The sequence below is a fragment of the Streptomyces sp. NPDC033178 genome, assembly GCF_055577685.1.
The window spans coordinates 252,213-266,407 of sequence record NZ_JBVIPT010000016.1 but is presented as its reverse complement, the minus strand read 5'-3'; the positions used below and the strand labels follow the sequence as shown (position 1 = coordinate 266,407).

The following is a 14,195-nucleotide window of genomic DNA, read 5'->3' as shown; positions in this document are numbered from 1 at the left end:
GCGCGTGAGCCTGAGCGAGCCCGAGTGGCCGGGGCTCACCCGGATCGGTTACACCTGCGGGAAGGTGATCTTCCAGCCATTGATCCTGCCGGTGTCCTGCGCCGCCTGGTCCTGGACCTTCAACTGCCAGTTGCCGTTGGCGACTTCGGAGGACGCGTTCACCGTGTACGGCTCGTTGACGTTGTCCGCCGAGTCCGAGGAGCTGAACGGCTTGAGGCGGTAGCTCGTGCCGTCCGGCGCCACCAGGTCGACGACCAGGTCACCGCGCCACGTGTGCGTGATGTTCGGGGTGACGACCAGGTTGGTGGGAGCGTTTCCGGCCTGGCCGGTGACCGTGATCGATGACGTCACCGCCGCTCCGTTGTCCGGAATCGCTACGGCCGTCGTGCTCTCGAACGACGTGCCGCCGCCCCCGCCGCCGGGCCGGGCGCCGACGTTGATGCCGGCCCACGCGTTCTGCACCGCCGTGTACTCGGCGCTCGTGGTGCCGTACAGCTCACCCGCGACCGCGAGCGTGCCGGTGCGGGCCGCCGCGTAGTTGGTCGTCGAGGTGAACTTCGTGGTGAGCGCCTTGAACCAGATCAGCGCGGCCTTCTCGCGGCCGATCCCGGTCACCGGCAGACCGTCGGAGGTCGGCGAGTCGTACGAGACGCCGTTGACGGTCTTGGCGCCGCTGCCCTCCGAGAGGAGGTAGAAGAAGTGGTTCGCCGGGCCCGAGGAGTAGTGGACGTCGATCGAGCCGATGCCCGAGTACCAACTGTCCTTGGACGCCCCGTCCTTGCTCGGCTTGTCCATGTAACGCAGCGGCGTCCCGTTGCCGTTGATGTCGATCTTCTCGCCGACCAGGTAGTCGCCGACGTCCTGCGAGTTGGCGGCGTAGAACTCGACGGCCGCCGCGAAGATGTCGGAGGTCGCCTCGTTCAGGCCGCCCGACTCGCCGCTGTAGACCAGGCCCGCGGTGTTGGAGGTGACGCCGTGCGTCATCTCGTGCGCGGCCACGTCGATCGACGTGAGCGGCTTGGCGTTGCCCGAGCCGTCGCCGTACGTCATGCAGAAGCAGGAGTCCTGCCAGAAGGCGTTGACGTAGTTGTTGCCGTAGTGGACGCGGGAGTACGCGCCGACCCCGTCACCGCGGATGCCGCTGCGGCCCTGCACGTTCTTGTAGTAGTCCCACGTCAGCGCGGCCCCGTAGTGGGCGTCCGCGCCCGCCGTCTCCAGGTTCGACGCCGCTCCGTTGCCCCACACGTCGTCGGCGCCCGAGAAGAGCGTGCCCGTGCCCGACGTACCGCGGTTCAGGTTGTTCGTCCTGTGGTTGCCGCGGGTCGTGTCCGTGAGGTTGTACGTCGACCCGGACTGGGCGCTGCCGAGGGTGACCGAGCCGCTGTACTGGGTGTTGCCGGTGCCGGTCTCGACGGCCTGGTACTCGAAGAGCTTCTTGCCGGTCGCCGCGTCCGTGATGACGTGCAGCTCGTTCGGGGTGCCGTCGTGCTGCAGACCGCCCACGACCGTCTCGTACGCGAGGCTCGGCGTGCCGTCGGCCGCCCAGATCACCTTGCGCGCGCCGTCCGCCTCGGTCTTCTTCGAGCCCTCCGCCGCGGCGGCCTTCAGGGCCTGCTTCTCGGCGACCGCGGGCTTCACCGCCGCGCTGGTGGTGATGCCCTTGAGCTGGGCCTTCACCGCACGCGTAACGCCTTCTGTCTTCCCCGACTTGGCGGTGTCGACGACCAGGTCGCCGCCGAGGACCGGGAGTCCGGCGTACGTGCGCTCGTAGCGCGTGTGGACCGTACCGTCGGCGTCCTTGACGACGTCACGGACGACGAGCTTCTCCTGGGCGCCAAGGCCGAGCTCCTTCGCCGTGTCCGCCTTCGCCGAGTCGGCGTCGCGGATCAGTGCCGCGCGCTGGGCGGGGGTGAGCTTGACGGACAGGGAGCCCTTGTCGAGCTTGCCCGGGGCGGGTTTCGTGTCGGCGGTGGCCGCGCCCGTCTGGACGGCCGCGGCGAGCAGGGCGGCGACGGCGACGAGCGCGCCGGCGGCGGCCTTGCGCGGGGTGGAGCGGGAGGCGAACGAGGAACGGGAGTTACCCACGGTCTGAGAAGTGCCTGCGGTGTGGGAGGTGCGTCTGTGGGAGGTGCGTCTCAACACGGACTCCTTCTGCGTGGCCGCGGATCGCGGATCGCGCGGCCAAGGGGGGCCGGACGGTTGGGATCCGTCCGGGCAGAACAAGGCAGTACGCGGAACCACTTGCATGGGGCACGTGCGGGCGTGCGTGGGGGTCCACCACGGCACAGCGGTTCTTGTGAGGTTGCTGTGGAGTGGTCGTGGGAAGAGTGGCAGCAGATTGCGCTCTCTGTCAGGTGCGCATCAAGAAGTTGGCTGGAAACAGTTCGTTGTCCGGGTGGTCATGTTCGGTATACGGACTCGTTGCCGACGGGTGCGTTGCCGGTGCCTGGCCCACGCGGGCTCTGGCCTGCGCAGGACCAGGCGTACGAAAGACCAGGCTCATGACGGCCGTTGCTCGGGAAGCCCCGGCCGCTCCCCGTGCCACGAGTGCCACAGGGACGCGTACGCACCGTCGGCGGCCACCAGGCCGTCGTGGGTGCCCAGTTCGGTCAGGCGGCCGTCCTCCATCACGGCGACCCGGTCCGCGTCGTGGGCGGTGTGCAGGCGGTGGGCGATGGCGATGACGGTGCGGCCTTCGAGGACGGCGGCGAGCGCGCGCTCGGTGTGGCGGGCGGTCGCCGGGTCCAGGAGGGCCGTGGCCTCGTCGAGGATCAGGGTGTGAGGGTCGGCCAACACGACCCGGGCCAGGGCCAGTTGCTGGGCGCGGGAGCCGTCCGCGCGGTGGGCACTGTCGGGCCCGAGCCCGGTGTCGAGGCCGTCCGGCAGTTCCTGGACCCAGTCGTCGGCGCCGACCGCCGCGAGGGCCGCCCACAACTCGGCGTCACCGGCGGACGGTTCGGCGATGAGGAGGTTGTCGCGGACCGTGCCGAGGAACACGTGGTGCTCCTGGGTGACGAGGACGACCTGCCGCCGCAGTTGTTCCGGGTCGAGGTCGACGATCGGCACCCCGCCGACCGTCACCGAACCGGAGCGCGGCGCGTCGATGCCCGCCAGCAGCCTGCTCAGGGTGGTCTTCCCGGCGCCGGAGGGCCCGACCACGGCCAGCCGTTCACCGGGCCGCACGGTCAGGTCCACGCCGCGCAGGACCTCGCCCCCGCGGTCGTACGAGTAGCGCACGTCCGTCACGTCGATCCGGTCGTCCGCCGGGGCCGGGGAACCGGACGGGACGGCCCGCGGCGCCCGGCCGAGGCCCTCCACACGGGCGAACGAGGCGCTGCTGGCCTGCAGTTGCTCCACCCGCATCAAGACCTGGTCGAGCGGCGACTCCAGCTGCCGCAGATACAGGGCCGCCGCGATGACGGCGCCCAGGCTCACCGTCCCCCGCTCGTGTAGGGCTCCGCCGACCAGCAGCGCGACGGCCACCGGGAGTACGAACGAGATCTCCACGGTCACGAAGAACACGGTCCGCAGGTACAGCGTGTACAGCCGGGTGCGCCGGGACGTCTCCAGCGCGTCCCGGCTCGCGGCGATCCGCCGCCGCTGGAGACCGAACGCCTCGACCGTGCGCCCGCCGGACGCAGTCGCCGTGAGGATCTCGGCGACCTCCGACGTGGCGGCCCCCTCGGCGAGATAGCCGGTGCGCGCCCGGCGCAGATACCAGCGCAGCGCGAGCCAGATGCCGGCCTGGGCGAGCACCGCGCAGCCGCCGAGCAGCGGGTCGAGCGCGAAGACCGCGCCGAGGAGGAACAGACACTGGACCGAGGAGATCAGCAGCTCGGGACCGGCGTCGCGCAGGGTCGTACCCACCGCGGAGACGTCCGCGGTGCCCCGGGCCGTCAGATCGCCCGTGCCCGCCCGCTCCACGACAGAGGCGGGCAGCGTCAGCGTCCGATCGACGAACTCCTCGCGCACCCGCGCCAGCGTCCGCTCCCCGAACCGGTACCCCACGTACCGGGCGCCCCGCGCCAGCAGCAACTGCCCCAGCGCGCACACCAGGATGACCAGTGCGAGGCGGTCCACGACGGCCACGCCGCCACCGGCCCGGACCTCGTCGATGATGCGGCCGAGCAGCCACGGACCGACCAGACCGGCAGCGGCGGCCAGCGCGTTCAGGGCGAGTACGACGGCGAAGGCGCGGCCGTCCGCGCGGATCAGCCGGCCCGCGGCCCTGCGTACGTCGGCCGGTTCGGCGACGGGCAGCTGCGCGGTCATCGCACGGCCTCCTCTGCGTCCAGATCCGATGCCGGGGCCGGGCCCGATGCCGTGTCCAGGTCCGACTCGTCGGCGTCCGTGTGGTCCACGCCGCCCACACCGTCCGTGTCATCCGTGTCGTCCGCGTCGCGGGCCACCAGCGCGCGGTATCCCGGCTCCCCGTCGAGGAGTTCCTGATGGCCGCCGACGGCCGCGACCTTGCCGTCGACCAGGTAGTACACGGTGTCCACCTGGTCGAGGACGAGCGGCGAGGTGCTGGTCACGAGGGTCGTACGGCCCGAACGCGCCGCCCGCAGCCGGGCGGCGACGGCGGCCTCGGTGTGCGCGTCCAGCGCCGAGGTGGGCTCGACCGCGAGCAGCACCTCGGGGTCGGCGAGCAGTGCCCGCACCAGGCGTACGCGCTGTCGCTGGCCTCCGGAGAGGCTGCGGCCCTGCGCGTCGACGGCCGAGTCGAGCCCCTCCGGCAGCCCGAGCACGACGTCGTCCGCCACGGCCGCGTGCACCGCCCCGGCGACGGTCTCCTCGTCGGGGTCCCCGCGCCCCGAGACCAGGTCGCGCAGGGTGCCCGCGAACAGGTCGGCCTCGTTGTCCGCGACCAGAATGCGCGCCCGGACCTGTGGCAGGGCGATCGCGTCGAGGCGTACACCGCCCCAGGTCGCCGCCGACGCGGTGTACCGGCCGAGCCGGTCGACCACGGCGGTGGACTCCGCCGGACGGGCGCCGACCAGCGCGGTCAGCCTGCCGGGCGCCACCCGCACACCGGACCGCGGATCGTGCAGCACGGAGGGTTCGGCCGGCGCGTCCACGGAGGCGCGGCCCGTCTCCATCGGCTCCAGGGACAGGAACCGTACGATGCGCCGGGCGGCCACCACACCCCGGCTGAGCTGATAGCCGCACTCGACGAAGAAGGCCACCGGTGCCACCAGGACGGCCACATAGCCGTACACGGCCACCAACTCGCCGATCGTGATGGACCCTTGGGCGGCGAGCCGGGCCGCCAGCCATGTCACGACGGCCAGGAACACCGTCGGCAGTCCGACGCCGAGCGCCTGGATCCAGCTGGTCACCGACCCGACGCGGTACCCCTGCACCCGCAGCCGCTGCGAGTCACGGCGGAAGGCGTCGGCGAACAGCCCTTTGCCACCAAGGCCGTTGAGGACACGCAGCCCGCCCGCGAGATCGCCGATCCGCGCCGTCAGCACACCCTGCCGCTCGCGGTACTCCGTCTCCGCGCCCCGCAGCCGCCCCATCAGCGGACCGACGAGTACGACTATCACCGGCACCCCGAGCAGCACCACCGCGGCCAGCGGCAGCGAGACCGACAGCAGCAGTCCGGCCACGACGGCGTAGGCGACGGTCGCGCCCACGCCGGGGCCGACCACCGTCAGGGACTGGCTGATCGTCTGCACGTCACCGACGCCGATGGTGACGACCTCCCCGGCTCCCGTCCGGCGCGACAGTGTGGCACCCAGCCGGGTCGCCTGCCCCACCACGAGCTTGACCGACCGGAAGTTGGCGTCCATCCGGAGCCTGGTCATCGTGCGGTGCCGCATGATGCTCACCCAGGAGTTGAAAACCCCGACACCCAGCAGCGCGGCGGACCAGGCGGCCAGCGCCGACTGGTCGCCCGGTTCCAGGCCGTCGTCGATCGCACGGGACAGCAGATACGGCGTCAGCGCCATGAGCGCCATCCAGACGGTGCCAAGCAGCGCTCCGGCCGCGGCCCGGCCCGGCTGCCTGGCGACCAGCCACCAGAGATACCGCGCTCCACCGCGACAGTCGGGAGTACCCGGATCCTCGTACGCGTCGACCATTCGCCCCCCCTTTTTTTTGGGCTCGGTTCGCCTTCGGGGCGCCAAAGCCTGTGCCGAGCCCTCGGCTCACTCGCTGTGTCCGACAGGACCTAGACCAGGCTGTCCCGCCACGCCTGGTGCAGGTCCGCGAACCTGCCCGTGTCCGCGACGAGTTGGGCGGGGCTGCCGTCCTCGACGATGCGGCCGTGTTCCATGACCAGCACCCGGTCGGCGATCTCGACGGTCGACAGGCGGTGGGCGATGACGACCGCCGTCCGGCCGCGCAGAACCGTGTCCATGGCGCGCTGGACGGCCCGCTCGCCCGGCACGTCCAGCGAGCTGGTGGCCTCGTCCAGGATCAGGACCGCCGGATCGGCGAGCAACGCCCGTGCGAACGCCACGAGTTGACGCTGACCGGCCGAGATCCGGCCGCCCCTCTTGCGTACGTCCGTGTCGTAGCCGTCCGGCAGCGCGGTGATGAAGTCGTGGGCGCCGATGGCCTTCGCGGCCCGCTCGATGTCCTCGCGGGAGGCGTCGGGGCGGCCGATGGCGATGTTCTCCGCGACCGTGCCGGAGAAGAGGAAGGCCTCCTGCGTCACCATCACCACCCCGCGGCGCAGTTCGGGCACCGACAGCTCGCGCAGGTCGACGCCGTCGAGCAGGACCCGGCCGTCCGTGGGGTCGTAGAAGCGGGCCAGGAGCTTGGCGAGCGTCGACTTGCCCGCGCCCGTGGAGCCGACCACGGCGACGGTCTGGCCCGCCGGGAGGGTCAGCGAGAAGGACGGGAGCACCTCGCCGCCGGTGCGGTACGCGAAGCGGACGTCGACGAAGTCGACCTCGCGGCCCGGGTGTTCGGAGGCGAGCTCCGGCAGCTCACGCGGCTGCGCGGGCTCCGGCACCGAGGGGACCTGGGCCAGCAGCCCCGCGATCTTCTCCAGGGACGCGGCCGCCGACTGGTACGAGTTGAGGAACATGCCGAGCCGGTCTATCGGGTCGTACAGCCGTCGCAGGTACAGCACCGCGGCGGCCAGCACGCCCAGCGCCAGCGAGCCCGACGCCACCCGGTAGGCGCCCCACAGCACGATCCCCGCGACCGCCGTGTTGGCGACGAGCCGGGAGCCGATGACATAGCGGGCCATCTCCAGGATGGCGTCGCCGTTGACGCGCTCGTGGCGGCTGTTGAGTACGTGGAAGTCCGCGTCGTTGACGGCCTCGCGGCGGAACGCGCGCACCGGCCGGATGCCGTTCATCGTCTCCGCGAACTTCACGATGACGGCGGCGATCGCGGTCGAACGGACGCTGTAGATCCGTCCGGCGCGGCGACGGTAGAGCCGGATGAGGAGGTACAGCGGCACGAACGAGGCCACGGCGACCGAGCCGAGGCCCAGGTCGAGCCAGAGCAGCAGCGCCGAGATGTAGACGAACGACAGGATGACGGTGATGAGCTCCTGGAGGCCCTCGCTGAGCAGTTCGCGCAGCGACTCGACGTCCGTCGTGGAGCGCGAGATGAGCCGGCCCGAGGTGTAGCGCTCATGGAAGTCGACGCTGAGCGCCTGCGCGTGCCGGAAGATCCGGCCGCGCAGGTCGAGCAGGACGTCCTGGTTGACGAGGGCGGAGGTGCGGACGAAGCCGTACTGGAGCGTGCCGGCCGCCACCGACGCCAGTACGTAGGCGACCGCCACGGCGATCAGCGGACCGTGGTCGTCGCCGCGGAAGGCCGGTACGGCACGGTCGATGGCGTACGCCACGAGGAGCGGGCCCGCCTGCACGGCGGCCTGCTGGAGGAGCAGCAGGACCGCGGCGAGGACGACGCGGGCCTTCATCGGCGCGAGCAGGGAGCGCAGGAGGGCGGCCGTCGCGCGCGGGGGAGCGGGGAGGGAGTCGCGGTCGAAGGGATCGCCGTGCTTGGGCGGAGGTGCCGGACGGTCCTCTTCGTCGGTCGGCGCGGTGGTCGTGGGCGCCGTCATCGCTTGTCCCCCTCGAACGTCTTTTTCGTCGTCTCTGTCGCCGTCGCTTGCGTCGTCTCTGTCGTCTCTGTCGTCTCTGCCGTCCCGGACATCAGCCAGGCGTACTCCGCACTCGTACGCAGCAGTTCGTGGTGCGTGCCGACGGCGGTGATGCGGCCGTCGGAGAGCAGGGCCACCCGGTCGGCGAGCATGACCGTGGACGGGCGGTGGGCCACGACCAGGGCGGTCGTGTCGGCGAGGACGCGGCGCAGGGCCGCCTCGACCAGGGCCTCCGTGTGCACGTCCAGGGCCGACAGGGGGTCGTCCAGGACGAGGAAGCGGGGTCTGCCGACCACGGCCCGCGCCAGGGCGAGGCGCTGGCGCTGTCCGCCGGAGAGGCTGAGGCCCTGCTCGCCGACCTGCGTGTCCGTGTCCTGGGGGAGCGCGTGGACGAAGTCCGCCTGCGCGACGGCCAGGGCACGGTTCAGCTCGGTCTCGCCGGCGTGGGCCCCGGCGCCCATGAGGACGTTCTCCCCCACGCTCGCGGAGAAGAGGGTCGGCTCCTCGAAGGCGACCGCCACGAGTGCGCGCAGCGTTTCCCGGGGCATCTCCGTGATGTCCACGCCGTCCAGGGTGATCCGGCCCGACGTGACCTCGTGCAGCCGGGGGACGAGCGCGGTGAGCGTCGTCTTCCCGGTCCCGGTCCCGCCGACGAGGGCCATGGTCTCGCCGGGGCGGATGTGGAGGTCGATGCGGTCGAGTACGGGAGCGGAGCCGGCCGGGGCGTCCGGGTAACGGAACTGGACGGCGTGGAAACGGAGTCCGCCGGTGGCGGTGGCGGTGGCGGTGGCGGTGGCGGTGGCGGCGGCCGTGCCGGTGCCTGTGGCTGAGCTAGTGCCGGTGCCCGTGGCTGAGCCGGTGCCCACGGCCGCGCCCGTCTTCGCCTCCGCCCCTGCCTTCGCCTCCGCCCTCGCCCCCGCCTCCGCCCTCGCCTTCGCGGCCACGGCGTGCCGAGGCGGGACGGCCAGGCCGGACCCGGACTCCGGTTCCGCGTCCATCACCTCGAAGTACCGCTCCGTCGCCGTGGCCGCCTCCTGGCTCATCGCCAGCAGGAAGCCGATCGACTCGATGGGCCAGCGCAGCGCGAGAGCCGTGGACAGGAAGGCGACCAGCGTGCCGGTGGACAGCTCGCCGTCGGCCACCTGCACCGTCCCGAGCACGAGCGCCGCGCCGATGGCGAGTTCGGGCAGGATCGTGATCGCGGCGAAGATCCAGGCGAGCAGGCGCGCCTTGGCGAGCTCCGTGCCGCGCAGGGTGCGGGAGAGGTCCCGGAAGGCGAGGGCCTGGCTGCGGTGGCGCCCGAAGCCCTTGATGATCCGGATGCCGAGCACGCTCTCCTCGACGAGCGTCGTCAGATCGCCGACCTGGTCCTGCGCCCGCCGCGCCACCTTCGAGTACCGCTTCTCGAAGAGCCAGCAGACGATCATCACGGGCACGGCGGGCGCGAGCAGCACCAGCCCGAGCGTCCACTCCTGGGCCAGCATGATGACGAAGCCCACCAGAATCGTCACGCCGTTGACCAGCAGGAACGTCAGCGGGAAGGCGAGGAACATGCGCAGCAGCATCAGATCCGTCGTGCCGCGCGACAGCAACTGCCCCGAGGGCCAGCGGTCGTGGAAGGCCACCGGCAGCCGCTGCAGATGCCGGTACAGATCCGCCCGCATCGACGCCTCGACCCCGGCGAGCGGCCGGGCCACCAGCCACCGCCGCAGCCCGAACAGCACCGCCTCGGCGAGCCCGAGCAGCAGCAGGTACAGCGCGCCGAGCCACACCCCGCCCGTGTCGCGGTCGGCCACCGGTCCGTCCACGATCCACTTCAGAACGAGCGGAATCACCAGCCCCGTACACGAGGCGAGGACTGCGACGACGGCCGCCGTGAAGAGCCGGGCACGCACGGGACGCACGTACGGCCACAGGCGCAGCAGGCTTCGTACGGCGGAACGGCTCCTGGCCGGTCGGGTTTCTAGGGCTGCTTCCTCGGCGGGGGTGTCGGCGGGCGCGGGTGTAGTGGGCATCAACGCGAGCCTACGGATCGGCACTGACAACGCCCACCGAGTTTTGGCCGGTCCCGGATCCGCCGCTGGTCCTACGACCTGCGTGTTCGACGGGTCGTACGTGCCGGCGGGCGGGTCGTACGCGCGGGGCGGGCGGTACGCGCGGGGCGGCCGCGTCGTACGCACGATGCAGGCCTGGTCGTACGACGGCATCAACCGATCGGTTGATGCGCCTTCGAGCGCGACGGCCGATGTGGCGGACCCCGCCGCGGAGGGACTCTCGGAGCATGGCATCCACACCCGTGATCGAAGTCAGCGATCTGCGCAAGTCCTACGGCGGCAGGCCCGCCGTCGACCGCGTCTCCTTCACCGTCGAGGAGGGCGAGATCTTCGGCGTCCTCGGCCCGAACGGCGCGGGCAAGACGACCACCGTCGAATGCGTCGAGGGCCTGCGCGTACCCGACGCGGGCCGTGTCCGGGTGACCGGCCTCGACCCCGTCACCGAGCACGCGGCCACCCGCCAGGTGCTCGGCGCGCAGCTCCAGGAGAGCGAGCTGCAGGCCAAACTCACCGTCCGAGAGGCCCTGGAGCTGTACGCCGCCTTCTACACCGGCCCGCTCGACTGGCGGCCCCTCGCCGAACGCCTCGGCCTCACCGACAAGCTCACCACCCGCTTCGCCAAGCTCTCCGGCGGTCAGAAGCAGCGCCTGTTCATCGCGCTCGCCCTCATCGGCAACCCCCGGATCGTCGTCCTCGACGAGCTGACCACCGGTCTCGATCCGCGGGCCCGCCGCGACACCTGGGAGCTCATCGAGGACATCCGCGCGAACGGCGTCACCGTCCTGCTCGTCACGCACTTCATGGAGGAGGCGCAGCGGCTCTGCGACCGGATCGCCGTGATCGACAAGGGCCGGGTGGCCGCGCTCGACACCCCGGCCGGTCTGATCCGCCGCTCGGCCGGCGCCACCGTCATCAGCTTCACCCCGTCCGCCCGGCTGGACGACCGTGACCTGAACGCGCTCCCCGCGCTCGCGTCGGTCGAGTACAGGGACGGCCGCGTCACCCTGTCCGGCACCGACGAGACGGTCAACGCCGTCATCACCCTCCTCGCCCGCACCCACGTCACGGCCCACCAACTCCGCGTCACCGACGCCACGTTGGACGACGCGTTCCTCGACCTCACGGCGGACGCGACCAAGGACGCCACGAAGGACGCCGCCAACGACGCCACGAAGGAGGCAGCGGCATGAGCACGGCCCCCGGCACCACCGCCCTCGGCACCACCGCCCTCGTCCACCCCGCCGTACTGAAGAGCGAGGTCCGCCTCTTCCGCAGGGAGCCCGGCAGCCTCTTCTGGATCCTCGGGTTTCCGACCCTGCTGCTGGTGATCCTCGGCTCGATCCCCGCCTTCCGCGACACCGACCCGGACTTCGGCGGGTTGCGCCCGGTCGACGCCTACGTCCCGGTGAGCGTGCTGCTCGGCCTGACCGTCGGCGGTCTGCAGGCGATGCCGCAGACCCTCACCGGCTACCGCGAGCGCGGCATCCTGCGCCGGATGTCCACCACGCCGGTCCGGCCCGCCGCCCTGCTGTCCGCGCAGATGCTGCTGTACGGCGGGGCCGCCCTGGCGTCGTCCCTGCTCGCCCTCACGGTCGGCCGCCTCGTCTTCGACGTACGACTGCCCGAGCAGCCCTTCGGATACGCGCTGGCCCTGGTCCTGGCGGTGCTGGCGGCCCTCGCCCTGGGCGCGGTGATCTCGGCGCTGTCCCGGACGACGAAGATCGCGGGCGCCATCGGGTCGGCCGTGTTCTTCCCGGCGATGTTCTGCGCGGGTGTGTGGATGCCGGTGCAGACCATGCCCGACGTACTGGCCCGGGTTGTCGGCTACACGCCGTTCGGCGCGGCCGCCGAGGCGCTCAACCAGGCGGCGGCGGGAGACTGGCCCGGCTGGGGCCACCTGGGCGTGCTCGCGGCCTGGACGGTGCTGCTGACGGCCGGTGCCTCGCGCTGGTTCCGGTGGGAGTAGGAGAGAGGGCCCGTGCAGACTGGGGAGATGACCGAGGCGGACCAGCGGATCGAGCACCGTTGGGACCAGCTCCACACCTGGGGTCCCTATGGGCTGCTCCTTGTCTCCACCGTCCTTTCGCTCCTCGCCGGCGAGCTCATGGAGGGTCCCGCCGAGTGGTACGCGGCCGGGGCGCTGGTGGTCGCCGCGGTGGCGCTCCAGCTGTGGCACGGGCCCCGCCGTGGCCGCCGGACCCCGTCCCGCGGCGGGGCCGTCTACTACGTCGTGCGCTGGGTGATCTCCTTCGCCCTCACCTGGCTGAACCCGTTCTTCGCCTTCTACGCGTCCACCGGCTACTTCGACACCGACGAACTGATGTCCGGAACGCGCCGGCAGCGGCTCGGCCTCTTCGCCACCGTCGTCGTGGTGGCGGGCGCGCAGGCCGGCGGGCTGCCGTTCCACAGCCCGGTCCAGTGGGTGCTGTTCGGCGTGATGCTGGTCGCGAACAGCGCCCTGCTGATGGCGGTCGGCCATCTCACCGAGCAGGAGGAGCAACGCTCCCGCGACCGGGCCGTCACCATCTCCGAACTCGAACGCACCAACACGGCGTTGCAACAGGCCCTCGACGAGAACGCCGCCCTGCACGCCCAACTCCTCGTCCAGGCGAGGGAGGCCGGGATCGCCGACGAACGCCGACGCCTCGCCGCCGAGATCCACGACACCATCGCCCAGGGCCTGACCGGCATCATCGCCCAGCTCCAGGTCGTCGGGAGCGCCCCCGACCTGACCACGGCCCGCACCCATCTCGACCGCGCCTCCGCCCTCGCGCGCCACAGCCTCGGCGAGGCCCGCCGCTCCGTGCAGAACCTCGCCCCCGTGGCCCTGGAGAACGACGGACTGCCCGAGGCCCTGAAGAAGACGGTCGCCGAATGGGGCGAACGGACGGGCGTACGCGCCGAGTTCACCGTCACCGGCACCGCCGAGCAGCTCCACGAGGAGATCTCGGCGACCCTCCTGCGCATCGCCCAGGAGGCCCTGTCCAACGCCTCCCGGCACGCCCACGCCACCCGCCTCGGCCTCACCCTGACCTTCCTCGGCGACGAGGTGATCCTGGACATCCGCGACGACGGCCGCGGCTTCGACCCGCTCGCCGTCCCCGCCCGCTCCACCGCCGCCGGCTTCGGCCTCGACGGCATGCGCGCCCGCGCCGAACGCGTCACGGGCTCCCTCACGGTCGAGTCCGAGCCGGGCCACGGCACGGCCCTCTCGGCTCGCGTACCGTTGCTACGCCATGACAGATGACGCGACAGACGACGGCACGGAAGAGAGCAGGGAAGAGGGCACGATCTCCCTCCTCGTCGTGGACGACCACCCCGTCGTACGGGACGGTCTGCGCGGCATGTTCGAGTCCGCGCCCGGGTTCCGCGTACTGGGAGAGGCGTCCAACGGCGTCGAGGCGGTCGAGAAGGCCGCCGCGCTCGACCCCGACGTGATCCTGATGGACCTGCGCATGCCGGGCGGCGGCGGTGTCGAGGCGATCGCTCACCTCACCCGCGCGGGCGCCCGCGCCAAGGTCCTCGTCCTGACGACGTACGACACCGACTCCGACACGATCCCCGCGATCGAGGCGGGCGCGACGGGCTACCTCCTCAAGGACGCGCCCCGCGACGAGCTTTTCACCGCCGTACGGGCGGCCGCCCAGGGCCGTACGGTCCTCTCCCCGGCCGTGGCCTCCCGCCTGGTCTCCGCGGTCCGCGCCCCCCGGGCCCCCGGCAACGAGCCCCTCTCCGCCCGCGAACGCGAGGTCCTGGCCTTGGTCGCCAAAGGCACCTCCAACCGCGAGATCGCCCGCGAGCTCTTCATCAGCGAGGCGACGGTGAAGACCCACCTCACCCACCTGTACGCCAAGTTGGGCGTCAAGGACCGGGCGGCGGCGGTAGCGGTGGCGTACGAGCGGGGGATCCTCGGGTAGGGCTTTCTTCGCCCCCGCCGCCCCTACCCGTCCCGTCCCTGGGGGCTGCCGCCCCCAGACCCCCGCTTCGGCCTGAACGGCCTCGTCCTCAAACGCCGGACGGGCTGAGAATCAGCCCCTCCGGCGTTTGAGGAGCGGGGGTTCGGGGGCGGA

Annotated in this window: 9 protein-coding genes; 4 read left to right on the top strand and 5 right to left on the bottom strand. The window is 72.0% G+C overall.

The genetic code is table 11. The annotated features are described in order from the left end of the window. Positions 1-48: 48 nt before the first annotated feature. The 5 genes from ACZ5VQ_RS34890 to ACZ5VQ_RS34870 form a co-directional block, all read right to left on the bottom strand. Positions 49-2,085 carry a M4 family metallopeptidase gene (locus ACZ5VQ_RS34890; RefSeq protein ID WP_469108437.1) on the bottom strand — a complete coding sequence of 679 codons (2,037 nt, stop codon included), beginning with the start codon at positions 2,083-2,085 and terminating at the stop codon, positions 49-51. A gap of 414 nt (positions 2,086-2,499) precedes the next feature. Beyond that, on the bottom strand, positions 2,500-4,272 hold the full coding sequence (locus ACZ5VQ_RS34885) for an ABC transporter ATP-binding protein (protein WP_469108436.1): 1,773 nt from the start codon (positions 4,270-4,272) through the stop codon (positions 2,500-2,502). Beyond that, complete coding sequence (locus ACZ5VQ_RS34880; RefSeq protein WP_469108435.1) at positions 4,269-6,086, bottom strand: ABC transporter transmembrane domain-containing protein; 1,818 nt, start codon at positions 6,084-6,086, stop codon at positions 4,269-4,271. The genes ACZ5VQ_RS34885 and ACZ5VQ_RS34880 overlap by 4 nt, the downstream gene beginning before the upstream one ends. Before the next feature lie 89 nt (positions 6,087-6,175). Then, on the bottom strand, positions 6,176-8,032 hold the full coding sequence (locus tag ACZ5VQ_RS34875) for an ABC transporter ATP-binding protein (protein WP_469108434.1): 1,857 nt from the start codon (positions 8,030-8,032) through the stop codon (positions 6,176-6,178). Next, on the bottom strand, positions 8,029-10,086 hold the full coding sequence (locus ACZ5VQ_RS34870) for an ABC transporter ATP-binding protein (RefSeq protein ID WP_469108433.1): 2,058 nt from the start codon (positions 10,084-10,086) through the stop codon (positions 8,029-8,031). Before ACZ5VQ_RS34870 ends, ACZ5VQ_RS34875 begins: the two co-directional genes overlap by 4 nt. Before the next feature lie 266 nt (positions 10,087-10,352). Here ACZ5VQ_RS34870 and ACZ5VQ_RS34865 point away from each other — a divergent pair, with 266 nt between their 5' ends. Genes ACZ5VQ_RS34865 through ACZ5VQ_RS34850 form a run of 4 tightly spaced genes read left to right on the top strand, consistent with a single transcriptional unit; the run spans position 10,353 to position 14,042 of the window. Then, a complete protein-coding gene (locus ACZ5VQ_RS34865; RefSeq protein WP_469108432.1) occupies positions 10,353-11,315 on the top strand; it encodes an ABC transporter ATP-binding protein in 963 nt (320 codons plus the stop codon). Then, on the top strand, positions 11,312-12,091 hold the full coding sequence (locus tag ACZ5VQ_RS34860) for an ABC transporter permease (protein WP_469108431.1): 780 nt from the start codon (positions 11,312-11,314) through the stop codon (positions 12,089-12,091). The genes ACZ5VQ_RS34865 and ACZ5VQ_RS34860 overlap by 4 nt, the downstream gene beginning before the upstream one ends. Positions 12,092-12,118: 27 nt before the next feature. Continuing rightward, positions 12,119-13,372, top strand: coding sequence for a sensor histidine kinase (locus ACZ5VQ_RS34855; RefSeq protein ID WP_469108430.1), 1,254 nt, complete (start codon positions 12,119-12,121; stop codon positions 13,370-13,372). Beyond that, the gene (locus ACZ5VQ_RS34850) at positions 13,362-14,042 is read left to right on the top strand and encodes a response regulator (RefSeq protein ID WP_469108429.1); all 681 of its coding nucleotides are present in this window, start codon (positions 13,362-13,364) and stop codon (positions 14,040-14,042) included. Before ACZ5VQ_RS34855 ends, ACZ5VQ_RS34850 begins: the two co-directional genes overlap by 11 nt. The last annotated feature ends 153 nt before the right edge of the window (positions 14,043-14,195 follow it).

Bases quoted from the DNA above. Each gene is read 5' to 3' on its own strand.
- ACZ5VQ_RS34875 (WP_469108434.1), bottom strand. From the start codon at position 8,032: ATGACGGCGCCCACGACCACCGCGCCGACCGACGAAGAGGACCGTCCG.
- ACZ5VQ_RS34870 (WP_469108433.1), bottom strand. From the start codon at position 10,086: ATGCCCACTACACCCGCGCCCGCCGACACCCCCGCCGAGGAAGCAGCC.
- ACZ5VQ_RS34865 (WP_469108432.1), top strand. From the start codon at position 10,353: ATGGCATCCACACCCGTGATCGAAGTCAGCGATCTGCGCAAGTCCTAC.
- ACZ5VQ_RS34885 (WP_469108436.1), bottom strand. From the start codon at position 4,272: ATGACCGCGCAGCTGCCCGTCGCCGAACCGGCCGACGTACGCAGGGCC.
- ACZ5VQ_RS34850 (WP_469108429.1), top strand. From the start codon at position 13,362: ATGACAGATGACGCGACAGACGACGGCACGGAAGAGAGCAGGGAAGAG.
- ACZ5VQ_RS34855 (WP_469108430.1), top strand. From the start codon at position 12,119: ATGACCGAGGCGGACCAGCGGATCGAGCACCGTTGGGACCAGCTCCAC.
- ACZ5VQ_RS34880 (WP_469108435.1), bottom strand. From the start codon at position 6,086: ATGGTCGACGCGTACGAGGATCCGGGTACTCCCGACTGTCGCGGTGGA.
- ACZ5VQ_RS34860 (WP_469108431.1), top strand. From the start codon at position 11,312: ATGAGCACGGCCCCCGGCACCACCGCCCTCGGCACCACCGCCCTCGTC.